This window comes from Streptomyces sp. NPDC085596 (assembly GCF_044541565.1).
Classification (GTDB): Bacteria; Actinomycetota; Actinomycetes; order Streptomycetales; family Streptomycetaceae; genus Streptomyces.
The window spans coordinates 320,745-341,264 of sequence record NZ_JBITTC010000007.1 but is presented as its reverse complement, the minus strand read 5'-3'; the positions used below and the strand labels follow the sequence as shown (position 1 = coordinate 341,264).

Here is a 20,520-nt window from a genome sequence, read left to right as displayed (position 1 = left end):
GGCTCAGGGCGGAGTGTCCGGTCTCGCTGAAGGTGAGGCGGCGTGAGTGTCTGACCTGTGGTGCCTCGGTTTGAGCGGGATGGGGACGGGTCGGTCGTCTCACTCAATCAATGCGAGGCGGTCCGGGCCGGCTTGGCGGTGATCAGCAGTGCGGCGAACGCGATGGGGGCGGCTGTCTGGTACCCGATCCAGACTTCACCCCCGGCGCTGCTGCCCTGCCATGCCATCAGGGCGCCGACAAGTGCCGTCAGCAGCCAGCCGCTGTCGTAGGCGACCATGAGCCGGGTGTAGGTGCGCATCGATCGGCTGCGCGTGTATCCGATCTCGATGCCACCGCCGATCAGCAGGGCCCCGCCTGAGACGACCATCAGCCAGGCCGGCGTGTCGAGCAACCGGCCGAGTGGGGCGGCGCCGGCGATGTAGACAGCGCCGAGCAACACCTTGAAGGCGCCGTCGGCGATGGCCCCGACCGTCCGGCGGGTCACCCGCGGTATCACGAACTGGGCCATGAACGTTCCCCCTTGCGGCTCGTCCTGACTGATTCCGTAACTAGATTACGGTAATAATCTAGTTATGAGAATGACGAGAGCAGAGACCAAGGAACGCAACCGTCGCGCCCTGCTGAATGCCGCGTTCCAGATCGTCTCCCGCGACGGGTACCGGGCCAGGCTCGATGAGATCGCCGAACGCGCCGGCCTGACCACCGGTGCCGTCTATTCACTGTTCGGGAGCAAGAACGGCCTGGTGGTCGCCTTGGTCGCCGACTACCTGCGGCCGTACTACGCGGAAGTCGAGCAGGCGGTCCCGGACGGACTGGACCTTCTCGAAGCTGTCGACGCCTTCGCCCGGCACTACCGGCGCAGCTGCGATGCCCCCGGCGCACGGTCTGCCATGTCGCTCCAGATCACTCTGCTCGACATGGCCCTGCACGACCCGGACCTGGGAGCCCAGCTCGTCACGGCCGTCCGATCGCAGGAGAATCACTTGGCCGCGCTGTTCGCGGGCAGATCGCACCACGGCAGCGTCGTGACATCGCAGCAGGCGCAACGCCTGACCACCGCACTCCGGGCACTGTTCGTCGGCCTCGCCCAGGGGGTCACCCTCGGCCTCGCCCCTGGTGCCGACGAGCAGTTCTTCGCCGACACCGCCCGCGCTCTGGCGTCCGGCCTGTCTCTCATCGGTCACGACGCGGATGCTTCGTGATGGCCGGTCGGAGGGGCTGAGTCGCACCCTCGTCGGTGAGATCTGCGACGGCTTCCACCAGACCGACGAGGCCGTTGCGAAGCCACGGTTACGTGATGCCTCGGGGGCGGTGGCCCCACCTCGAAGCACACAGGCCCGTACCTCAGATTGCCCGTGACACCTGACGCGTCTCAGTGAAGCCGAACCACTGTGAGGTTGTGACCAGCGGTGGTTCAGATTGAGTGAGGCGGTGTGGAGATGTCTGTCTCACTCAATCTGAGCGTTGGCTGTCCCGTCTCGAAGGGGCTGGCCTCCGTCTCAAGTGACCTGGTCTGATTCGTCGTTGATCTCAGTTGATCTGGTTCGTCATCCTGATCACTGCACTACTCTGTCGAGCCATGACCGCGGACCGCTGGTTGGCAGACACCCGGACCTCCTACGACACGGTCGCGGTCAGCTATGCCGGCCAACTACGCGAGGCTCTGGCCGGGGCGCCGTATCTTCGGGCGGCTCTGGCGCTATTCGCCGACTTGGTGCGCGCCGCTGGTGGTGGGCCGGTGGCGGACGTGGGCTGCGGACCTGGACACGTGACCGCTCACCTGCACGAGCTGGGTGTGGACGCTTTCGGCATCGACCTTTCATCCGTGATGATCGACGTGGCTCGGCGTGACCACCCCCGCCTGCGGTTCGAGGTGGGCTCGATGACCGACCTCGACCTCGCCGATGCTTCGGTCGTCGGCCTGCTCGCATTTTGGTCCTTGATTCACGTCCCCGACGAAGTAGTGCCCACGGTCTTCGGCCAGTTCCGGCGCGTGTTGCGCCCCGGCGGGCCGCTGCTGCTCGGCTTTCACGTCGGCGACGAATCGAGGCTGAAGACGCAGGGATACGGCGGCCACCCGATGAACGTCCACGTTCACCGCCGCCGGCCTGACCTAGTGGCGGCCTGGCTACGCAATGCCGGGTTCACCGTCGAGGCTCAAATGCTGATCGACCCCGACGAGAGCGTTCCAGGTGCGGTCCTCTTCGCACGCCGTCAGTCCTAGCCACGTCAGCAGTCCAGTTGCAGCCGACCATGTTCAGTGAGACGGAATGCCCACCGGTTGCATCTGACCTGCCACGTCGAGACGACCCATTCCTGGAGTAGTTCCTGGAGTTCGTGGATAGAGCCAGACCGCTCGCGCGGACGGGTCCTTGCCCCGCATCTCGGCACTGCGGCCGGTACCAGCCCGGGAAGTTCCGCTGCCCCGGTACGACGGGAACCCACGCACCTGCCTGGCCGCCTCGAAACGGACCGGCCACGTCATCTCCAGCAGCCCACCGTGCGGCTTGCCGCGGGAATCGACGTACTCGAGCCAGAAGTCCTCTGCCTCCACCAGCCGCCCCACTCGGCACCGACCTGGTACGACGACCGTAAGGAGCCGGGTGTAGCAGTGGTTCAGAAAGACCGAGACTGGCCCACCACCAGCGAGACGCGTCAGTCGGACACCGAACGAAACCCCTCCGTCACACCCCCGGCACAACACTTTTGCAAGCGGGTGCTTGCAAAAGTTAGCGAGGGTGGGCATGGTGGAGGCATGGCATCGCTCAACGTCGGCAATCTCGGTGAGTATCTGCGCGAGCAGCGGCGCAACGCACAACTGTCGCTGCGGCAGCTCGCCGACGCCGCCGGGGTGTCCAATCCGTACCTGAGCCAGATCGAGCGCGGGCTGCGCAAGCCCAGCGCGGAGGTGTTGCAGCAGGTCGCCAAGGCGCTGCGGATCTCCGCCGAGACGCTGTACGTCCGCGCGGGCATCCTCGACGCCGAGCGGGACCGGGACGAGGTGGAGACGCGCGCCGTCATCCTCGCCGACCCCTCGCTCAACGAACGGCAGAAGCAGGTCCTGCTCCAGATCTACGAGTCCTTCCGCAAGGAGAACGGATTCGGTGGCGAAGGCCCCGTACGACCCGAGGAGTCCGAAGGTACGGAAGCGCAGCCGAGCGACACCCCCGTGGGCGGCACCCGCACGGACGACGGCAGTGATGCCGGTCCGCGGCGGACGGCCGGATGAAGCCGGACCAGGGCTCCGGCCACCGCACGCGGACCACACCAACCTCAGCCGAACGCGAATCCGGGAGGACCATCACCATGGCCATCACCGACGACCTGCGCAAGACCTTCAGCGACCCGACTCCGCTCTACTTCGCCGCCGGTACCGCCGATCTCGCCATCCGGCAGGTCAGGAAGGTGCCCTCGCTGGTCGAGCAGCTGCGTGCCGAGGCCCCGGCGCAGATCGAGAAGGTGCGCGGCACCGACCCGAAGGTCGTGCAGGAGCGGGCCACCGCCCGCGCCAAGGAGGCGCAGGAGACGATCCAGACCAAGGTCAACGGGTTCATCGGCACCCTCGACGTCGACCTGAAGAAGGTCGGCGAGAGCGCCCAGGACCTCGCCCTGCGTGGCGTCGGTGTCGCCGCCGAGTACGCCGTCAAGGCCCGTGAGGCGTACGAGAAGGTCGCCGAGCACGGCGAGCAGGCCGTGAAGACCTGGCGCGGCGACGCCGCCGAGGAGATCGAGGACCTCGCCATCGCGGTCGAGGGCCAGCCCGAGCCGGGCGTGATCAAGGAGGCCCCGAAGCCGGCCGCCGCCGGTCCGGCCGTCGCCAAGCCCGACCCCGCCGCCAAGAAGCCCGTGGCGAAGAAGCCGGCTCCGGCTCCGGCCGCCGCCCGCAAGGCTCCTCAGACGAAGAAGCCGACGCCGCCGGCCAAGTGACGGCGGACGGCGGATGAGGTACGGGCCGGGCACCATCGGGGTGCCCGGCCCGTTCTCCGGGTAGCGTGACCGCGTGGCACGGGCAGACGATCCAGAAGGCAAGGGGCGGTGGACAACATGCTGATGTTGGGCTTCGAGGGGTTCATGGGACTCCTGAAGATCGTCCTCATGGCACTGGCCGCGTTCGGGCTGTTCGACGCGGCCTTCCGGCGTGAGGACGCGTTCCGCGCGGCGGGCAAGCAGAACAAGATCTTCTGGCTGATCATCCTGGGCATCGCCCTCGTGGTCAGCTACCTCTTCTCGCTCCTGTCCATCCTGCCGATCGCGGGCGCCGTCGCCAGCATCGTCTACCTCGTCGACGTCCGCCCCGCCGTCAAGCAGCTCACCGGCGGTGGCCGGGGCGGCTGGGGCCGCGGCAAGGGCCGGGGCGGCAGCAGCAGCGACGGCCCTTACGGCCCGTACAACGGCGGCCGCTGAGGGCTCCGCCGGTTTGGCGGGGTCGGCCGCTGGGCCCAGGTTTCCGGCTGCGGCGAGCTGGGGGAGCTTGGACTTCGGTTCCGGCCGGGATGCTGGGTGGGGTGCCGAGGCCAGGGTCTCCGCCTGCGGCGAGCCCGGGGCGCTTGAGCTTGCGGCTCGGCCGGGCCGGGCGAGGCCGGTACGTGCGGGTCGGCGCCCGCGCGCCTGAGCGCCGAGTGGCTTCCGCCCGGCTGGAGGGCTGAGATCTGGCTCGTGCCGGGCGGGTGCTTGGGCGCCGCGCCGGGCATGGCAGTGACGGTCACCAGGACCGTTCCGCCGTACCCGGCGACAGCCGTCGGCAGCGGGCCCCTACGCCACCCGGTCCAGCAGGACCACCGCCACGTCGTCCGTCAGCTCGTCCCCGTTCAGGTGGCGGACCTCGCTCACGGCCGCGCGCAGGAGGTCTTCCCCGCGCAGCCCCTCGGAGAGCTGGCGGTGGATCATGTCGACCATGCCGTCCTGGCCGAGGCGGGGGCCGCCGGGGGAGGTGCGGCCCTCGATGAGGCCGTCGGTGTAGAGCATGAGGCTCCACTCGGCGCCGAGTTCCACCTGGGTGCGGGGCCAGCGGGCGCCCGGGAGGAGGCCGAGGGCGGGGCCGTTGTTGTCGAAGGGGAGCAGGCGGGGGACCGGGGTCGCGCCGGGGCGTATCAGGAGCGGGGCGGGGTGCCCGGCCAGGCAGAGGCCCGCGCGGCGGCCGTCGGGGGCGATGTCCACCGTGCAGAGGGTCGCGAAGATCTCGTCGTCCGAGCGCTCGTGCTCCAGCACCTCCTGGAGCGTGCCCAGCAGCTCGTCCCCGCACAGCCCGGCCAGCGTCAGCGCCCGCCAGGCGATGCGCAGCTCCACGCCGAGCGCGGCCTCGTCCGGGCCGTGGCCGCAGACGTCGCCGATCATGGCGTGCACGGTGCCGTCGGGAGTGCGGACGGCGTCGTAGAAGTCGCCGCCGAGCAGCGCGCGGGAGCGGCCGGGGCGGTAGCGCGCGGCGAACCGCAGCGCGGCGCCCTCCAACAGCGGCGTCGGCAGCAGCCCGCGCTCCAGGCGGCGGTTCTCCTGCGCGCGCAGCCTGCCCTCCGCCAGCCGCCGCTCGGCGGTGTCGGAGCGCTTGCGCTCCACGGCGTACCGGATGGCGCGGCTGAGCAGCCGGCTGTCCAGCTCGTCGCGGAAGAGATAGTCCTGGGCGCCCACGCGCACGGCCTCGGCGCCGCGCTCGGCGTCGCCGGAGGCGGTGAGCGCGATCACGGCGTGCCGGGGCGCCAGCTCCAGCACCTGACGGAGCACGGCCAGCTCGTCGGCGTCCTCGGTGTCGGGACGGCCGGCGGCCGGGAGGGCGAGGTCGAGCAGGATGCACTGCACGTCGGGGGTGAGCAGCCGTCCGGCCTCGGTGAGGTTGCGGGCGGTACGGACGCGGATCGGCCGGCCGGCCGAGTCCCGCAGCTCGGGAACGAGCGCGCCGGACGGGTCGTCCTCGATGAGCAGCACGGTGAGCGCCGCGCCGAGGGCGGCGGTGTCGCGGTGCGCCTCTTCGGTGAGGGCTACGGCGGAGACCTGCGCCGGACCGCACTCGGCGGCCGGGACCGCTCTCTGCCGCGGTACGGGTACGGGCATTGTCCTGGTTCCTTCCCTCCCCCCGAGGGCACGGCGGCGTCGAGGGTCCTCGTGCCGCCGACCGGTGACCATAGCGGTACCGGCCGTCCGGATGGAATGGGGCGGCCCGCGCCGCTGACGCGTAGACCGCTGTCATATGCCGCGTTCTGTAACGCAGTTGGACAGCGTGGCGGGGGAGCGGGGATGACGAAGCTCACTTGGTTCCACCCCGCCCGCGTGCCGTTGGTCACAGGGCGCGGCGTCCTGTGGTGCCGGTCACGCGTCCGGGCGTACGACCCCCAGGATCGGCATGGTGCCGGCGCCCGCGATCGTGACCGTACGGCCCGGTCGCGGGGCGTGGATGATCTTGCCGTCGCCCACGTACATCCCGACGTGGGTGGCGTCCGCGAAGTAGATGACGAGGTCGCCGGGGCGCATGTCCGCCACGTCCACGTGCCGGAGCTGCTTCCACTGCTCCTGCGAGGTGCGCGGGATCGGGCTGCCCGCGTCGGCCCACGCCTGGGAGGTCAGGCCGGAGCAGTCGAAGGAGTCGGGTCCCTCGGCTCCCCATACGTACGGCTTGCCGAGCTGGGCGGTGGCGAAGGCGACCGCCTTGGCGCCGGCGGAGGTGGCGGTGACGGTGGCGTCGGCCTTCTTCAGGGCGCCGCTGTCCAGCCAGGCGGTCTGCGCCTTGTGGGCGGCCTGCCGCTCCAGCTCGGCCAGCCGCGCCTTCTCCTTCTTCTCCAGCCGGGATTCGAGCTTCTCGGCGTCCGCGATCCGCTCCTGGACCGTCTTCTGGGCGGCGGCCTTGTCCTTGCGGTCGCGCTCCAGCTTCTTCCAGCGGTCGGCCGCGTCGTCGGTGTCCCGCTTCAACTCCCGCTCGACGCGGTCGGTTTCGGCGATCAGCTTCTTGGTGGCCCGCGCGCCGTTCAGCAGGGTGCCGGCGCCGTCCGCGAAGCGCTGCGGGTTGTCGCTGAGCAGGAACCTGGCCATGGGCGGCAGTCCGCTGTCCCGGTACTGGGCGCGGGCGGCGGCGCCCGCCTGGTCCTTCAGCTCGGCCAGCTTCATACGGGCCGCGTCGGTCTTCTTCTCCAGCCGGGCGAGCTGCACGGACTGCTTGCGCGTCTTCTCCTCGGCCGCGTTGTAGGCGTCGGTGGCGACGGCCGCGTCGTGATAGAGCCCGTCGAGCCGCGCGCGGACCTTCTCCAGCTCCGCGTCGGGAACGGGCGCGGGGGCCGGCGTCGCGGTGGGCTCAGGGGTGGCGCTCGCGGAAGGTCTCACGGAGGGCTCGGCAGGTCCCGCCGGTACCGACGCGAACGCCGTGCCCGGCACCGCCAGTACGGTCACCGCGCAGACCACGGTCACGGCGGCGGCGAGCAGCCCGCGCTTGCCCCTACCCATAACAGTCCCCCCAAGCTGATTTACCGTCAGTAACTTACGGTCCGTCCGCAGGATCGTGCCACGATCGCGCACGAAGTGACAGAGGTCGTACGAAGTCGTACTTCCCCGGCTCCTCGTGCCTCCCCGCGATCTTCCCGCCCGTGTGACGAACCGGACCCGTAGATCGTTCCCCTTGGCCCCGCGTCGCCCCGAGATTCCCTCGAACAGGTGAACCAGCCTCAGCGGGGCGCCAACGCCTCCCAGGTCAGCGTGACTTCGCCCTGCCGCCAGCGCGCGGGCCCGTCCGTCACCGGCCAGTCGGCCGTCAGGTCCCGGACCGTACGCAGCCAGCGCTGGCGGGCGCCGTAGGCGGCGTAGGGCGCGGCGGCGGCCCAGGCGCGGTCGAAGTCACGCAGGAAGGCGTGCACCGGCTCGCCCGGCACATTGCGGTGGATCAGCGCCTTCGGCAGCCGTTCGGCCAGGTCGGAGGGGTGCTCCAGGGAGCCCAGCCGGGTGGCGAAGGTGACCGTGCGCGGCCCCTCCGGGCCGAGCGCCACCCATACGTGCCGTCGCCCGATCTCGTCGCAGGTGCCCTCCACCAGCAGCCCCCCGCGCGACCCCTCGCCCGCCGGGGCCAGTCGCGCGCACAGCCCCTGCCAGACGGCGGCGACCTGCTCCTCGTCGTACTGGCGCAGCACATTGGCGGCCCGGATCAGCACCGGGCGGCCGGGTACGGGGATCTCGAAGCCGCCGTGCCGGAAGGCGAGCCCGTCGCGCTCGTACGGTTTCGCCGCCGCGACCCGCTCCGGTTCGATCTCGATGCCGACCACGCGCGCGTGCGGGGCGACGGTGCGGAGCCTGCCGAGCAGTTCGACGGCGGTCCAGGGCGCCGCCCCGTACCCGAGGTCGATGGCCAGCGGGTCGGCCGCGCGCCGCAGTTCGGCGCCGTGCGTGGCGGCGATCCAGCGGTCCATGCGGCGCAGCCGGTTGGGGTTGGTCGTCCCGCGCGTCACCGTGCCCACGGGGCGGGACGTCGCGCGGGTTGCCATGTTTATGAGGGTAAGGGGGCCGGGTGAGCGGCTCTGGCCGAACGGTTGAGCGAGTACAGGTCATGATTGGGTAAAACCGCTTGATCGGGAAATGGGAAGAACCCCCTCCGCTGTTGCACCCCTCGGAGGACTCGGACGGTCCTCCGGCAGGCATGCCCGCAGCGAGGAGGAAGCCCAGTGAGCCAGTACGTCAGCAGGCTCGGGCGCCGCTCCCCGGCAACGCCCCCGCGGCTGAGGCTGCACCGCAGGCCCCGCCGGGTCGCCATGCTCTCCGTGCACACCTCACCGCTCCACCAGCCCGGCACCGGCGACGCGGGCGGGATGAACGTCTACATCGTGGAGCTGGCCCAGCGGCTGGCCGCGATCAACATCGAGGTCGAGATCTTCACGCGGGCCACCGCCGGAGACCTCGCCCCCACCGTCCAGCTCGCCCCCGGAGTCCTCGTCCGGCACATCGACGCGGGCCCCTACGAGGGCCTGGCCAAGGAGGAGCTGCCCGCCCAGCTCTGCGCCTTCACCCACGGCGTGATGCAGGCGTGGGCCGGCCACCGCCCCGGCTACTACGACCTCGTCCACTCCCACTACTGGCTCTCCGGCCACGTCGGCTGGCTCGCCGCCCAGCGCTGGGGCGTACCGCTGGTGCACGCCATGCACACCATGGCCAAGGTCAAGAACGCCAGCCTGGCCACCGGCGACACCCCCGAGCCCGCCGCCCGCGTCATCGGCGAGACCCAGATCGTCTCCGCCGCCCGCCGCCTCATCGCCAACACCGCCGAGGAGGCCGCGGAGCTGGTCCGGCACTACGACGCCGACCCCGCCAAGGTCGCCGTCGTCCACCCCGGCGTCAACCTCGACCGCTTCCGCCCCCTCGACGGCCGCGCCGCCGCCCGCGCCCGTCTCGGCCTGCCGCAGGACGCGCTGATACCGCTCTTCGCGGGCCGCATACAGCCCCTCAAGGCCCCCGACGTGCTGCTGCACGCCGTGGCCCATCTGCTGGACGAGCGTCCCGAGCTGCGCCGCCGGATCGTCGTACCCGTCGTCGGCGGGCCCAGCGGGAGTGGTCTCGCCAAGCCGGAGGGGCTCCAGAAGCTCGCCGCGCGGCTCGGTGTCGCGGACGTCGTGCGGTTCCGGCCGCCGGTGGGGCAGGAGCAGCTCGCGGACTGGTTCCGGGCCGCGTCCGTGCTGGTCATGCCGTCCTACAGCGAGTCCTTCGGGCTCGTCGCCATCGAGGCGCAGGCGGCCGGTACGCCGGTGCTCGCCGCCTCGGTCGGCGGGCTGCCGGTGGCCGTGCGCGACGGCGAGACCGGCTTCCTCGTACAGGGCCACGACCCCGCCGACTACGCCCGCGTGCTGCGCCGCTTCGCCGACGAGCCCGGCCTGCCCGACCGCATGGGCGCGGCCGCCGCCCGGCACGCGCTCGGCTTCGGCTGGGACGCCTCCGCCGCCGCCACCGCCGACGCGTACGCGGCCGCCACCCAGTCCCACCGCCGTCGCGTACGCTCGCAGCATGGCTGACACCGAGGCGACGGAACGGGCCGCGCGCACCGTCGAGGACGCGCTGAAGGACGCCGAGCTGGAGTGGGAGAACCCCGAACCGGGCTCCTACGTCGTCAAACTCCCCGGCACCGCCAAGCTCTCCACCACCGTCTCGCTGCTGGTGGGCCGTCACACCCTCTCCGTCAACGCCTTCGTGATCCGGCACCCCGACGAGAACGAGGCGGGCGTCCACCGCTGGCTGCTGGAACGCAACCTCAAGCTGTACGGCGTGAGTTACGCGGTCGACCGGCTCGGCGACGTCTACGTCACCGCCCGCCTCCCGCTCGCCGCGGTCACCCCCGAGGAGATCGACCGCCTGCTCGGCCAGATCCTCGAAGCGGCCGACGGCGCCTTCAACACCCTGCTGGAGCTGGGCTTCGCCTCCGCGATCCGCCGCGAGCACGCCTGGCGCGTCTCACGCGGCGAGTCCACCCGCAACCTGGACGCCTTCACCCACCTGCTGGACCGCGACTGAGCTGCTCTCAGGCGCCGTTGCGGTAGCGGCCCGGTGTCACACCCACCAACTTCTTGAAGTGCCGGGTCAGATGGGCCTGGTCGTAGAACCCGGTCGCCACCGCCACCTCGCCCGGCGCCAGCCCGTCCAGCAGCAGCCTCCTGGCCCGGCCGACCCGGCGCGAGGTCAGGTACCGGTGCGGGGCGATGCCGTACGCGGCGCTGAACGCCCGTACCAAGTGGGCGGGATGGGCGTGCAGCAGTCCGGCCGCGTCGGTCAGGGTGAGGCCGTCGGTGAGGTGTTCGTCGAGGAGTTCGCGCAGTCGGCCGGCCAACACCGGGTCGGGGCGCGGGGGTTCGGGGTCGCTGCGGCGCAAGTGGTCCCGCAGGCGCTCACCGACGAGTACGAGTCCGCTCTCCGCCGCCAGTTCGTCGCCCGGCCGTGCGAGCGCCCGGTGCAACTGCCCTACGCGCGCCCGCAGTTCCGGGTCCCGCAGGTCGGGCTGGTCGACGGCGGGGCCGATCAGGTCGTGGCTCAGCCGGCTGCCGTCCAGGTACAGCACCCGCTTGCGGAAGCCGTGCGGGGTGGCGGGGGAGCCGTTGTGCGGGACGTGCGGCGGCAGCAGCGTGACCGTGTCGCGCGGGGTGCCGTGCTCATGCCGGTCGAGGTCGTACCGTACGGCGCCGTCGTCCACGATCAGCAGCGTCCAGGCGTCGTGGACGTGCATCGGGTACGCGTACTCGGTGAACCGGGCGTGGAAGACCTCCACGACACCCGGTACCGAGGGGCGCCACGCGGAGACTTCCGGCTGGTCAGCGGCCACGCAAGAAACGTACAAGACCCGGCCGGGCGGTGGTCGGCAGTCTCGGGGCATGGACGAACAGCCCCTGCGTTTCGACACCAAGATCGCCGTACTGCTCCGGGACGACCTCGTGCCCTGGCAGCGCCTCAACGTCACGTCGTTCCTGGTCAGCGGCCTGGGCAGCCAGGTCCCTGAGGTGATCGGCGCCCCGTACGAGGATGCCGACGGCGTGGCCTACCTGCCGATGTTCCGCCAGCCGGTGCTGGTCTTCGAGGCCACGAAGGAGGTGCTGAGGGCGGCCCACACGCGTGTCCTCAGCCGGGCGCTGCCCCGCGCGGTCTTCACCGCCGACCTCTTCTCGACCGGCAACGACACCGACAACCGGGCGGCCGTACGGGCCGTACCCACCGCCGACCTGGATCTGGTCGGCCTGGCGGTGTACGGCCCGAAGGGCGGGGTGGACAAGGTGGTGAAGGGGGCGAGGATGCACCCGTAGGTCAGGCGGCCTTCTCGACGGCGGGGCGGACCTCGGCCGGGGTCGTCCCGCCCGTGATCTCCGCCTCCTGAGCCGGAAGCCCCCGCATCAGCAGCGCGTACCCGAGACCCGCCACCGTCCCGATGACCGCGCACGCGCCCCAGAGCCACTCGGCGCCGAAGTGGTCGATGACCGTGCCGGACATCAGCGGGGCGACGAGGGCGGCGACGGACCAGGAGAGGCTGTAGACGCCCTGGTAGCGACCCCGGCCGTGGACGGGGGAGAGCCGGACGACGAGGCCGGTCTGGGTCGGCGCGTTGACGATCTCGGCGAGGGTCCACACGCAGACGGTGAGCGCGAAGACGCCGACCGACCCGGCGAAGGCGGTGAGCCCGAAGCCGTAGCCCGCGAGCAGCGAGGAGATGACGAGCAGCCGGCGCGGGTCGCGGTGCTCGATGAAGCGGGTGACCGGGATCTGGAGGGCGACGATCAGGATGCCGTTGACGGCGATGGCGGTGCCGTAGTCGGCGGGGGTGAACCCGGCCTGGCCCATGGCGACCGGCAGGCCGACCGAGCCCTGCTGGAAGACGAGGGCGACGAGGAAGCACAGACCGACGACGGCCATGTAGCGCCGGTCGCGCAGCACGGTGCCGAGGCCGATCACGGGCTCGCCGGCCTGCTCGGCGGCGGGCGCGGGCCGGGACTCGGGCAGCTTGAGGAAGACGAGGACCGCGCAGACCAGCGTCATCCCGGCCTCGATGAGGAAGCCGGCGAGATAGCTGAACTCGGCGATGAAGCCGGCGGCGATGGAGGAGATGGCGAAACCGAGGTTGAGCGCCCAGTAGTTCAGCGAGAACGCCCGCACCCGGTCCTCGGGCCGCACGATGTCGGCCATCATCGCCTGCACGGCCGGCCGGGAGGCGTTGGAGGCGGCGCCGACGAGGAAGGCCACGGCCGCGATGGCCACGGGGTCGTGCATGAAGCCGAGCAGCGCGACGGAGAAAGCGGTGCCGAGCTGCGCGATCAGCAGGGTGGGCCGTCTGCCGAGCCGGTCGGCCATCACCCCGCCGCCGAGCGAGGAGACGACCCCGCCGAGGCCGTGCAGGGCGGCGACGAGACCGGCGTAGGAGGCCGAGTAGCCGCGGTCGAGGGTGAGGTACAGCGCCATGAAGGTCGCGACGAAGGCACCGAGCCGGTTGACCAGGGTGCTGGCCCACAGCCACCAGAAGGCGCGGGGGAGCCCGGAGACGGAGGACCGGGCGGCGGCTACCAGCCGGCCCGGTGCGGCGGTGGACATGGACGGAACCCCCCGGTAAGTGGCGCTTGCGGTAAGCGGAACTTACTCGCGCGGGGTTGTCGGAGGCCACTCAATTAACAGAAGCCGTCAACCGTCGGCGGCCGGACGAGGCGCCGAAGGCTTGGATTACGCTCTGAGGCATGGCCGACGCACCGTACAAGCTGATCCTCCTCCGTCACGGCGAGAGCGAGTGGAACGCGAAGAACCTGTTCACCGGCTGGGTGGACGTCAACCTCAACGAGAAGGGCGAGAAGGAGGCGGTACGCGGTGGCGAGCTGCTCAAGGACGCCGATCTCCTGCCCGACGTGGTCCACACGTCCCTCCAGAAGCGCGCGATCCGCACGGCCCAGCTCTCGCTGGAGGCCGCGGACCGCCTCTGGATTCCCGTGGAGCGCAGCTGGCGCCTGAACGAGCGCCACTACGGCGCCCTCCAGGGCAAGAACAAGGCGGAGACGCTGGCCGAGTTCGGCGAGGAGCAGTTCATGCTCTGGCGCCGCTCCTACGACACCCCGCCGCCGCCGCTCCCCCGCGACGCGGAGTACTCCCAGTTCGACGACGCCCGCTACGCCGACCTCCCGCCGGAGCTGCGCCCCCAGACGGAGTGCCTCAAGGACGTCGTCGACCGCATGCTCCCCTACTGGTACGACGACATCGTCCCCGACCTCCTCGACGGCCGCACCGTCCTGGTAGCCGCCCACGGCAACTCCCTCCGCGCCCTGGTCAAGCACCTGGACGGCATCTCGGACGAGGACATCGCGGGCCTGAACATCCCGACGGGCATCCCGCTGTACTACGAGCTGGACGAGAACTTCAAGCCGGTCACGCCCGGGGGGAAGTACTTGGACCCGGAGGCGGCGAAGGCTGCGATCGAGGCTGTGAAGAACCAGGGCAAGAAGAAGTAAGCAGCACTGATCAAGCCAGCCCCCTGCCTGCGGTTTCTCCGCGAGTGGGGGGCTTGTCGCTGCCTCTGGGGGACTCTCCGCGGCCCGGCGTGGCAGGACTGTGCATCCTGGGCACCATGACGAACCCCGAGGGCCCGTACGTGAAGGTGTACTTCCGGCTCGAGATCGAGGACGACTGGCCACCGGCGTCGGTGGAGAGTCTGTGGGCGGTCGATCAGGGCGACGGCACCGCGCGGCTCGACAACATCCCTTGGTTCGTCCAGGGCATCGCCTGCGGGGACGTCGTGGCCACCGAGCCCGACGAGGAGGGCGTGCGGTGGGCCGGGGAGGTGGTCCGGTGTTCGGGGAACTGCACCATCCGCCTCATCGTGCTCCGTGACGGCGGCTCGAAACCGGCTCGGCAGAGCGTGATCGACGCTTTTCGGGAACTCGGCGTCGACGGCGAGGGCATGGAACGGTTCGACATGGTCGCCCTGGACGTCCCGCCCACCGCGGACCTCGCCAAGGTGCGGAGGCTGCTCGACCACGGTGCCGCCAAGGAGTGGTGGGACATGGAAGAGGGCTGCATCACGGACCAGTGGCGGGCTGTTTCCGCCTGAGTTCCTCGGAGGTGTTGCGCGGTCGGCGCTGGCAGGTCGCTGCTTGGCCATCGGCTCGGCCCGGCCGTCGGTTGGGTCCCGGATGTCTCACCGGGCCGCCCCCTGACAGGCCGGGGATGTCAACCATTCCCTACAGAGCTGGAACCCCCGGAAGCCGACCGCGCGTCAGCGACCCTAGCCACCGGCACTGACAACGGGGGGTCCGCCTTCCAAGAGCCCCCGAGGGATCCCCGCGTGCGCTCCAGGCCGTGAAGTCGCCGGTCGCGCGCCCTGCCCCGCGCTCGCTGATTCGCGCACGCTGGACGGCGGAAACGGAGCGGATCGCCGGGGGTGGGCCATGGGTGAGTGGAAGCAGGGAAAGTGCGGTTGGCCGAAGAAGGGCGGCGGTAGCTGTGGGAACAAGACGATGAAAGGCACCTCGCGTTGCTACCGCCACCAAGGCGACTGGACCAAGCGGGGCCAGGACGAGCTGAAGAAGTCGGCGGGCAAGCGCCGTAAGAGTTGAGTCCTCGTAACTGCGGTCGGCGCTCCGAAGGGGAAGTCGAGCGGTGGCGTGCGGCAGCATGGGTGGCCGGGAAGGCCCACGCGGGGCTCCGCACACTCGATGACGGGACGTCATGAACCACCCACAGCCCAGCGGCAGCGCCTGGCACCGCCCCATGCTCCCCCGCCTAAGCGGCGAGCGGCACCGCACAGCCACCGTCCTCGAGCTCTTCTTCGACCTCTGCTTCGTCACCGCGGTCGCCCAGACCGCCGCCGCGTTCGAGCATGAGCTCGCCGCCGGGAAGGTCGGGCACGGTGTGCTCGGGTACGCGCTCGTGTTCTTCGCCATCTGGTGGGCCTGGATGAACTTCACGTGGTTCGCCTCGGCCTACGACACCGACGACGTGCCGTACCGCCTGCTCACCCTCCTCCAGATCGCCGGCGCGCTGGTGCTGGCGGCGGGGGCGTCGAAGGCGCTGGAGGAGTACGACTTCACGGTCATCACCTACGGGTACGTAGTGATGCGGCTGGCCATGGTGAGCCAGTGGCTGCGCGCCGCCCGCAGCGACCCGGAGCGGCGGCGGACGTGCCTGCGGTACGCGATCGGCATCCTCGTCGTGCAGATCGGCTGGGTCGCGCGGCTGTGGCTGCCGGACGACGCCGGGCTGCCGTCCTTCTTCGTCCTCGTCGTCGCCGAACTCGCCGTCCCCGCCTGGGCGGAGCGCGCCGGACAGACCACCTGGCACCCACATCACATCGCCGAGCGGTACGGCCTGTTCACCCTGATCGTCCTCGGCGAGTCCATCACCGCCGCGACCGCCACCGTCCGCGCCGCCCTCGACACCGAGGTCTCCCTCGGCGACATCGCCCCGCTCGTGGTCGGCGGCATCCTCACCGTCTTCGCCATGTGGTGGCTGTACTTCACCCAGAGCGCGGCCGAGAAGCTCAACTCCCTGGGCACAGCGCTCCGCTGGGGCTACGGCCACTACTTCGTCTACGCCTCAGCCGCGGCCGTCGGCGCCGGGCTCGCCGTCGAGATCGCGCACCTCACGGGGCACGCGCACCTGAGCAGGCTGGCGGTCGCGGCGGCGTACACGGTGCCGGTCGCGCTGTATGCCGCCGTACTACGGCTGCTGCACCGCGGCACGGTCAAGCCCGGTGTCCTGGACGCCATTTGGGCCGTGGGCATCCTCGCCGTCCTCGCGGTCACCTTCACCCCGAGCCCGGTACTGGCCACTGGCTGCGTCACTTCCGTCCTGGTGGGCACCGTCGTCGCGGCGACGCACCGCGCCCGGACATCGATCCGACAGGTGAGGTGATCCGGGCCGCTCAGGGTGTGCGGCCATCACCGGCTCGCGCGGAGCCGTGCGGGACAGGCGTCCGCGCGATCCCCACGGCGGTCAGATCTGGAGCGGTACCGGGTGCACCTCGTCCGGCTTGTGTCCCGCGCGCTCGTGGATGCGTTGGACCGCCTCGGCCGACGGGGCCTCGGACAGGCAGTAGACCGTGCCGGACTCCGGGTCCGCCCAGGCGGCCTCGAAGTGCATGTTCTCATCCTGCTCGATGTCGAGGTCGGCTTGATGGGCCCGCGCGAGCTCGTCGGCCGTGATGCCTTCCATGCCGTGGTGGACGTCCATGAACTTGGTCATGATCACACCTCCTAGCGATGTCCCTCTCTCCATGCTGGGCCCGCACGTCGCCTCATGGCGACTCGTTCAGTCATCCGTACGCCGAGGGGCCCCGGAGTTTCCGGGGCCCCTCCACCGCCGTCGTCCTCAGCCGCACTGGCAGGGCGCGCCCTGCTGGCAGCCGCATCCGCAGCCCGAGCCGCAGCCGCAGGCGGCGACCATCGGGAGACTTCTGATCTGGGCGGGCTGCTCGGCGTCACGGTCCTGGGTGGGGTCGGGCGTGGTGCTCGGGGATTCGGGCATGGGTCCTCCTCGACACGGGGGCCAAGTGCCCCCGCTCATTTCATGCCCGCTCCACTGGGCGCATCAACGGCGCACGGATGCGCCCGCACGCCGTACTCCACCACCGCGAGCCCCTGCGCTCATGCTTTACGGCATGGAAAGCGCCAGCCGCTCTCAGCAGTTCGCGCTGTACCGAACGCACCCCGGTGACGAGTGGCTCTTCTCCCAGTCGTGCCGCTCGCCCGCCAGTGCGCCGCCCAGCAAGAGGGCCACCAGCAAGTGGGCGATCATCGTCCAGCGGGCACGGAAGAGTGCCGCGAGGACGGCCAGGACGACCACCACGATCTGCAGCACCTGCAGCCGATCCATGAACGCGAGGTCGGCCGCGTCGATCCGCGACTGGTCGCCCTGCGCTGCCCACACCTCCAGGCCGACGCCGTATATCGCGTCCAGCACCACCCAGGCGATCTCCAGCAGGAACAGGGGAATCGCGAGGGCGAGGTCCACGCCCAGGCGTGTCCTGCGCGACCACGGGAGCCGGCGTCTCGGGGCCGGAAGTGTTTCGGTCATGGACGCAGGATGCGGGCGGCCGGGGTCGGCGCACATGAGCACGCGTACTCAACCCGTACCCGACGGGCGGTGAGGCGCTGCCCGCCGGGCCCACGCCGGGGCTACGTCAGCTCCCCGAACCGTCCTGCTGCAACTCGTCCGCGTGCTCCCCCGTCACCAGGTACACCACCCGCTTCGCCACGGCCACCGCGTGGTCCGCGTAGCGCTCGTAGTAGCGGCCCAGGAGGGTGACGTCCACGGCCGTTTCGATGCCGTGCTTCCAGCGGTCGTCGATGAGGTGCTGGAAGAGGGTGCGGTGGAGGAGGTCCATCTCGTCGTCGTCCTGCTCCAGTTGGAGCGCGAGGTCGACGTCCTTGGTGATGATGACCTCCGCCGCCTTCGCCATGAGGCGCTGCGCGAGCTGGCCCATCTCCAGGATGGTCGCGTGCAGGTCCTGCGGGACCGCGCGCTCGGGGAACCGCAGCCGGGTCAGCTTCGCCACGTGCTGGGCGAGATCGCCCGAGCGCTCCAGGTCGGCCGACATCCGCAGCGAGGTGACGACGATGCGCAGGTCCGTCGCCACCGGCTGCTGGCGCGCCAGCAGGGCTATCGCCCGCGCCTCCAGGTCGTGCTGGAGCTCGTCGACCCGCTGGTCGGCCTCGATCACGCTCTCGGCCAGCTTCAGGTCGGCGTCCAGGATGGCGGTGGTGGCGCGCCCGATGGCGGAGCCGACCAGCCGGGCCATCTCCACCAGACCGTCGCCGATCGAGTCCAGTTCCTCGTGGTACGCGTCCCGCATCAGGTTCCCTCTCCTACGTGTCGTCCGGGACCGGCCCCGGTGGCTCCTGCGTCGTCCGGGGCGGGCCCCGTGGCCGAGACCAGCGGTTGCGAACCCCACGCTCCCACGTTCCGTCCCGTACGCGTCCGTTTCCGCCCTCCCGAATGAACCACCACTGGATGGAAGGTGAACTCTGGGCGACGAGTGCCCGAGGTCGCACGACGGCGGCTGTGGTCAGGCCGTACGACATGCCTAACCTTGAGCCATGGACGTGAACGCGGCGGTCGCCGCAGCGGCTGCGATCGCCGGTGTACTCACCGGTGTCATCGCCATGCTGGCGTTCCGCTGGAGCGAGAGCGACCAGAAGCGCCCCACCCGTACCTCCCTGCACACCGACGCGGTGCTCCCGCCCGGCGTGGACACCGTGCTGTCGGTGCTCCGCTCCTCCGCGGTCGTCCTCGACGAGGCCGACGCCGTGGTCAAGGCCAGCTCCGCCGCGTACGCCCTGGGCCTCGTCCGGGGCGGCAAGCTCGCCGTGGAACCGATGCTCCAGATGGCGCGCGACACCCGGCGCGACGGGGAGATACGACAGGTCGAGCTGGACCTGCCCCGGCGCGGCACCGGCCGGGGCGAGGCCCTGGCCGTGTCCGCGCGCGTGGCCCCGCTCGGCTCCCGGCTGGTGCTGCTGCTGGTCGAGGACCTGACCGAGGCCCGTCGCATCGAGGCGGTACGCCGTGACTTCGTGGCCAATGTGAGCCACGAGCTGAAGACACCCGTAGGAGCCCTCTCCCTGCTCTCCGAGGCTGTCATGGACGCCTCCGACGAGCCCGACGCCGTCCAGCGCTTCGCCGGGCGGATGCAGATCGAGGCGACCCGCCTGACCAACCTGGTCCAGGAGCTGATCGACCTCTCGCGGGTGCAGAACGACGACCCGCTGGAGGACGCCGAGCCGGTGCGCGTGGACGAGCTGGTCGCCGAGGCCGTCGACCGCTGCCGCCACCAGGCCGGTACGAAGCAGATCAACATGGCCACCGCGATCCAGGACCCGGCGGGGCCCACACCGGTCCGCGCCGGCCTGCACGTCTGGGGCAACCGCGGCCAGCTCGCCGCCGCCCTGGGCAACCTGGTCGAGAACGCCGTCAACTACTCCCCGGCCCACACCCGCGTGGGCATCTCCGCCCGCCGGGTCTCCGCCCCCGGCGGCGACCTGATCGAACTCGCCGTCACCGACCAGGGCATCGGCATCTCCGACAAGGACAAGGAGCGCATCTTCGAGCGCTTCTACCGCGTCGACCCCGCCCGCTCGCGCGCCACCGGCGGCACCGGCCTCGGCCTCGCCATCGTCAAGCACGTGGTCGCCTCGCACGGCGGCGAGGTCACGGTCTGGAGCGCCGAGGGCCAGGGCTCCACCTTCACCCTGCGGCTGCCGGAGGCGGGCGTCGCCCGCGACCGCGCCGCCAGGCACCCGGAACTCGACGGCGAGTCCGGGCCCGCCGATCCGTCCCCGTACGCTTCGCTTCCCTCCCCGGAGGTCCTTCCGTGACCCGAGTGCTCGTCGTCGAGGACGAGGAGTCCTTCTCCGACGCCCTGTCGTACATGCTGCGCAAGGAGGGCTTCGAGGTCGCCGTCGCCGCGACCGGCCCCGACGGCCTGGACGAGTTCGAGCGCAACGGCGCCGACCTGGTCCTCCTCGACCTGATGCTGCCGGGGCTGCCCGGCACGGAGGTGTGCCGCCAGCTACGCGTCCGCTCCAACGTCCCGGTGATCATGGTGACCGCCAAGGACAGCGAGATCGACAAGGTCGTCGGCCTGGAGATAGGGGCCGACGACTACGTCACCAAGCCCTTCTCCTCGCGCGAGCTGGTCGCCCGTATCCGGGCCGTGCTGCGCAGGCGCGGCGAGCCGGAGGAGGTCAGCCCGGCCGCGCTGGAGGCGGGCCCGGTCCGGATGGACGTCGACCGCCATGTGGTGACGGTGTCCGGGGCCAAGGTCGACCTGCCGCTGAAGGAGTTCGACCTGCTGGAGATGCTGCTGCGCAACGCGGGCCGGGTGCTGACCCGGATGCAGCTCATCGACCGGGTGTGGGGCGCCGACTACGTGGGCGACACCAAGACCCTCGACGTCCATGTGAAGCGGCTGCGCGCCAAGATCGAGCCCGATCCGGGCGCGCCGCGCTATCTGGTGACGGTGCGCGGGCTGGGCTACAAGTTCGAGCCGTAGACCGCCAGGGCGATCGGAACGTGAGTGAGGGTGGCACCCCGGGCCGGGTGCCACCCTCACT

General features: G+C 71.0%; 23 protein-coding genes. 13 read left to right on the top strand and 10 right to left on the bottom strand.

Features of this window, described 5'->3' with window-relative positions; translation table 11 throughout:
• Window positions 1–107: 107 nt before the first annotated feature.
• Window positions 108–509, bottom strand: a complete 402-nt coding sequence (locus tag ACIGA3_RS22320) for a hypothetical protein (protein ID WP_399718363.1) — start codon at window positions 507–509, stop codon at window positions 108–110.
• Between the two features lie 70 nt (window positions 510–579).
• Between ACIGA3_RS22320 and ACIGA3_RS22315 the strand changes: the two genes are divergently transcribed.
• The 5 genes from ACIGA3_RS22315 to ACIGA3_RS22295 all read left to right on the top strand — a co-directional run bounded on the left by ACIGA3_RS22315 (window position 580) and on the right by ACIGA3_RS22295 (window position 4,405).
• Window positions 580–1,203 carry a TetR/AcrR family transcriptional regulator gene (locus ACIGA3_RS22315; RefSeq protein WP_399718360.1) on the top strand — a complete coding sequence of 208 codons (624 nt, stop codon included), beginning with the start codon at window positions 580–582 and terminating at the stop codon, window positions 1,201–1,203.
• 377 nt (window positions 1,204–1,580) lie between these two features.
• Entirely contained in the window at window positions 1,581–2,225 is a 645-nt protein-coding gene (locus tag ACIGA3_RS22310; protein ID WP_399718357.1) for a class I SAM-dependent DNA methyltransferase, read from the top strand.
• Window positions 2,226–2,756: 531 nt separating this feature from the next.
• Window positions 2,757–3,230 carry a helix-turn-helix domain-containing protein gene (locus ACIGA3_RS22305; RefSeq protein WP_399718354.1) on the top strand — a complete coding sequence of 158 codons (474 nt, stop codon included), beginning with the start codon at window positions 2,757–2,759 and terminating at the stop codon, window positions 3,228–3,230.
• 77 nt (window positions 3,231–3,307) lie between these two features.
• Complete coding sequence (locus tag ACIGA3_RS22300) at window positions 3,308–3,928, top strand: hypothetical protein (protein WP_399718352.1); 621 nt, start codon at window positions 3,308–3,310, stop codon at window positions 3,926–3,928.
• Between the two features lie 117 nt (window positions 3,929–4,045).
• Entirely contained in the window at window positions 4,046–4,405 is a 360-nt protein-coding gene (locus ACIGA3_RS22295) for a DUF2516 family protein (RefSeq protein ID WP_399718349.1), read from the top strand.
• A gap of 348 nt (window positions 4,406–4,753) precedes the next feature.
• Here ACIGA3_RS22295 and ACIGA3_RS22290 read toward each other — a convergent pair whose 3' ends face one another.
• From ACIGA3_RS22290 to ACIGA3_RS22280, 3 genes are all read right to left on the bottom strand, one after another.
• Window positions 4,754–6,046, bottom strand: coding sequence for a PP2C family protein-serine/threonine phosphatase (locus tag ACIGA3_RS22290; protein ID WP_399718346.1), 1,293 nt, complete (start codon window positions 6,044–6,046; stop codon window positions 4,754–4,756).
• Window positions 6,047–6,301: 255 nt separating this feature from the next.
• A complete protein-coding gene (locus tag ACIGA3_RS22285) occupies window positions 6,302–7,426 on the bottom strand; it encodes an NlpC/P60 family protein (RefSeq protein ID WP_399718343.1) in 1,125 nt (374 codons plus the stop codon).
• A gap of 218 nt (window positions 7,427–7,644) precedes the next feature.
• A complete protein-coding gene (locus ACIGA3_RS22280) occupies window positions 7,645–8,454 on the bottom strand; it encodes a class I SAM-dependent methyltransferase (RefSeq protein ID WP_399718341.1) in 810 nt (269 codons plus the stop codon).
• 177 nt (window positions 8,455–8,631) lie between these two features.
• Here ACIGA3_RS22280 and mshA point away from each other — a divergent pair, with 177 nt between their 5' ends.
• Window positions 8,632–9,969, top strand: coding sequence for a D-inositol-3-phosphate glycosyltransferase (gene mshA, locus ACIGA3_RS22275; RefSeq protein ID WP_399718338.1), 1,338 nt, complete (start codon window positions 8,632–8,634; stop codon window positions 9,967–9,969).
• Window positions 9,962–10,465, top strand: coding sequence for a YbjN domain-containing protein (locus ACIGA3_RS22270; RefSeq protein ID WP_399718335.1), 504 nt, complete (start codon window positions 9,962–9,964; stop codon window positions 10,463–10,465). The genes mshA and ACIGA3_RS22270 overlap by 8 nt, the downstream gene beginning before the upstream one ends.
• A gap of 7 nt (window positions 10,466–10,472) precedes the next feature.
• On the opposite strand, the gene ACIGA3_RS22265 is transcribed toward ACIGA3_RS22270, so the two are convergent.
• Window positions 10,473–11,318 carry an AraC family transcriptional regulator gene (locus tag ACIGA3_RS22265; RefSeq protein ID WP_399718332.1) on the bottom strand — a complete coding sequence of 282 codons (846 nt, stop codon included), beginning with the start codon at window positions 11,316–11,318 and terminating at the stop codon, window positions 10,473–10,475.
• On the opposite strand from ACIGA3_RS22265, the gene ACIGA3_RS22260 reads away from it, so the two are divergent.
• Complete coding sequence (locus ACIGA3_RS22260) at window positions 11,317–11,742, top strand: DUF2000 family protein (RefSeq protein WP_399718329.1); 426 nt, start codon at window positions 11,317–11,319, stop codon at window positions 11,740–11,742. The genes ACIGA3_RS22265 and ACIGA3_RS22260 overlap by 2 nt on opposite strands.
• A gap of 1 nt (window position 11,743) precedes the next feature.
• On the opposite strand, the gene ACIGA3_RS22255 is transcribed toward ACIGA3_RS22260, so the two are convergent.
• Complete coding sequence (locus ACIGA3_RS22255; protein WP_399718327.1) at window positions 11,744–13,018, bottom strand: MDR family MFS transporter; 1,275 nt, start codon at window positions 13,016–13,018, stop codon at window positions 11,744–11,746.
• A 140-nt stretch (window positions 13,019–13,158) separates the two neighbouring features.
• On the opposite strand from ACIGA3_RS22255, the gene ACIGA3_RS22250 reads away from it, so the two are divergent.
• The 3 genes from ACIGA3_RS22250 (at window position 13,159) to ACIGA3_RS22240 (ending at window position 16,321) form a co-directional block, all read left to right on the top strand.
• Window positions 13,159–13,920 carry a phosphoglyceromutase gene (locus ACIGA3_RS22250; RefSeq protein ID WP_399718324.1) on the top strand — a complete coding sequence of 254 codons (762 nt, stop codon included), beginning with the start codon at window positions 13,159–13,161 and terminating at the stop codon, window positions 13,918–13,920.
• Window positions 13,921–14,036: 116 nt separating this feature from the next.
• The gene (locus ACIGA3_RS22245) at window positions 14,037–14,519 is read left to right on the top strand and encodes a DUF4265 domain-containing protein (protein WP_399718321.1); all 483 of its coding nucleotides are present in this window, start codon (window positions 14,037–14,039) and stop codon (window positions 14,517–14,519) included.
• A 617-nt stretch (window positions 14,520–15,136) separates the two neighbouring features.
• Window positions 15,137–16,321 (top strand): low temperature requirement protein A, encoded by a 1,185-nt coding sequence (locus ACIGA3_RS22240; RefSeq protein WP_399718318.1) that lies wholly within the window; start codon window positions 15,137–15,139, stop codon window positions 16,319–16,321.
• Window positions 16,322–16,402: 81 nt separating this feature from the next.
• Here the strand turns inward: ACIGA3_RS22240 and ACIGA3_RS22235 are convergent, their stop codons facing one another.
• The 4 genes from ACIGA3_RS22235 to phoU all read right to left on the bottom strand — a co-directional run bounded on the left by ACIGA3_RS22235 (window position 16,403) and on the right by phoU (window position 18,260).
• Window positions 16,403–16,651 carry an SCO4226 family nickel-binding protein gene (locus ACIGA3_RS22235; RefSeq protein ID WP_399718315.1) on the bottom strand — a complete coding sequence of 83 codons (249 nt, stop codon included), beginning with the start codon at window positions 16,649–16,651 and terminating at the stop codon, window positions 16,403–16,405.
• Window positions 16,652–16,777: 126 nt separating this feature from the next.
• Window positions 16,778–16,933 (bottom strand): hypothetical protein, encoded by a 156-nt coding sequence (locus ACIGA3_RS22230; protein ID WP_399718312.1) that lies wholly within the window; start codon window positions 16,931–16,933, stop codon window positions 16,778–16,780.
• 153 nt (window positions 16,934–17,086) lie between these two features.
• Window positions 17,087–17,482: a DUF6234 family protein gene (locus ACIGA3_RS22225; protein WP_399718310.1), complete on the bottom strand. Its 396-nt coding sequence runs from the start codon at window positions 17,480–17,482 to the stop codon at window positions 17,087–17,089.
• A gap of 106 nt (window positions 17,483–17,588) precedes the next feature.
• The gene (gene phoU, locus ACIGA3_RS22220; protein WP_399718307.1) at window positions 17,589–18,260 is read right to left on the bottom strand and encodes a phosphate signaling complex protein PhoU; all 672 of its coding nucleotides are present in this window, start codon (window positions 18,258–18,260) and stop codon (window positions 17,589–17,591) included.
• A gap of 244 nt (window positions 18,261–18,504) precedes the next feature.
• On the opposite strand from phoU, the gene ACIGA3_RS22215 reads away from it, so the two are divergent.
• Window positions 18,505–19,782, top strand: coding sequence for a sensor histidine kinase (locus ACIGA3_RS22215; RefSeq protein WP_399718305.1), 1,278 nt, complete (start codon window positions 18,505–18,507; stop codon window positions 19,780–19,782).
• Window positions 19,779–20,459, top strand: a complete 681-nt coding sequence (locus ACIGA3_RS22210) for a response regulator (RefSeq protein WP_399718303.1) — start codon at window positions 19,779–19,781, stop codon at window positions 20,457–20,459. The genes ACIGA3_RS22215 and ACIGA3_RS22210 overlap by 4 nt, the downstream gene beginning before the upstream one ends.
• The last annotated feature ends 61 nt before the right edge of the window (window positions 20,460–20,520 follow it).

Excerpts from the sequence above, each read along its gene's own strand:
- ACIGA3_RS22320 (WP_399718363.1), bottom strand. The coding sequence starts at position 509 with ATGGCCCAGTTCGTGATACCGCGGGTGACCCGCCGGACGGTCGGGGCC.
- ACIGA3_RS22315 (WP_399718360.1), top strand. The coding sequence starts at position 580 with ATGACGAGAGCAGAGACCAAGGAACGCAACCGTCGCGCCCTGCTGAAT.
- ACIGA3_RS22310 (WP_399718357.1), top strand. The coding sequence starts at position 1,581 with ATGACCGCGGACCGCTGGTTGGCAGACACCCGGACCTCCTACGACACG.
- ACIGA3_RS22305 (WP_399718354.1), top strand. The coding sequence starts at position 2,757 with ATGGCATCGCTCAACGTCGGCAATCTCGGTGAGTATCTGCGCGAGCAG.
- ACIGA3_RS22300 (WP_399718352.1), top strand. The coding sequence starts at position 3,308 with ATGGCCATCACCGACGACCTGCGCAAGACCTTCAGCGACCCGACTCCG.
- ACIGA3_RS22295 (WP_399718349.1), top strand. The coding sequence starts at position 4,046 with ATGCTGATGTTGGGCTTCGAGGGGTTCATGGGACTCCTGAAGATCGTC.
- ACIGA3_RS22290 (WP_399718346.1), bottom strand. The coding sequence starts at position 6,046 with ATGCCCGTACCCGTACCGCGGCAGAGAGCGGTCCCGGCCGCCGAGTGC.
- ACIGA3_RS22285 (WP_399718343.1), bottom strand. The coding sequence starts at position 7,426 with ATGGGTAGGGGCAAGCGCGGGCTGCTCGCCGCCGCCGTGACCGTGGTC.
- ACIGA3_RS22280 (WP_399718341.1), bottom strand. The coding sequence starts at position 8,454 with ATGGCAACCCGCGCGACGTCCCGCCCCGTGGGCACGGTGACGCGCGGG.
- ACIGA3_RS22270 (WP_399718335.1), top strand. The coding sequence starts at position 9,962 with ATGGCTGACACCGAGGCGACGGAACGGGCCGCGCGCACCGTCGAGGAC.
- ACIGA3_RS22260 (WP_399718329.1), top strand. The coding sequence starts at position 11,317 with ATGGACGAACAGCCCCTGCGTTTCGACACCAAGATCGCCGTACTGCTC.
- ACIGA3_RS22265 (WP_399718332.1), bottom strand. The coding sequence starts at position 11,318 with ATGCCCCGAGACTGCCGACCACCGCCCGGCCGGGTCTTGTACGTTTCT.
- ACIGA3_RS22255 (WP_399718327.1), bottom strand. The coding sequence starts at position 13,018 with ATGTCCACCGCCGCACCGGGCCGGCTGGTAGCCGCCGCCCGGTCCTCC.
- ACIGA3_RS22250 (WP_399718324.1), top strand. The coding sequence starts at position 13,159 with ATGGCCGACGCACCGTACAAGCTGATCCTCCTCCGTCACGGCGAGAGC.
- ACIGA3_RS22245 (WP_399718321.1), top strand. The coding sequence starts at position 14,037 with ATGACGAACCCCGAGGGCCCGTACGTGAAGGTGTACTTCCGGCTCGAG.
- ACIGA3_RS22240 (WP_399718318.1), top strand. The coding sequence starts at position 15,137 with ATGAACCACCCACAGCCCAGCGGCAGCGCCTGGCACCGCCCCATGCTC.
- ACIGA3_RS22235 (WP_399718315.1), bottom strand. The coding sequence starts at position 16,651 with ATGACCAAGTTCATGGACGTCCACCACGGCATGGAAGGCATCACGGCC.
- ACIGA3_RS22230 (WP_399718312.1), bottom strand. The coding sequence starts at position 16,933 with ATGCCCGAATCCCCGAGCACCACGCCCGACCCCACCCAGGACCGTGAC.
- ACIGA3_RS22225 (WP_399718310.1), bottom strand. The coding sequence starts at position 17,482 with ATGACCGAAACACTTCCGGCCCCGAGACGCCGGCTCCCGTGGTCGCGC.
- phoU (WP_399718307.1), bottom strand. The coding sequence starts at position 18,260 with ATGCGGGACGCGTACCACGAGGAACTGGACTCGATCGGCGACGGTCTG.
- ACIGA3_RS22215 (WP_399718305.1), top strand. The coding sequence starts at position 18,505 with ATGGACGTGAACGCGGCGGTCGCCGCAGCGGCTGCGATCGCCGGTGTA.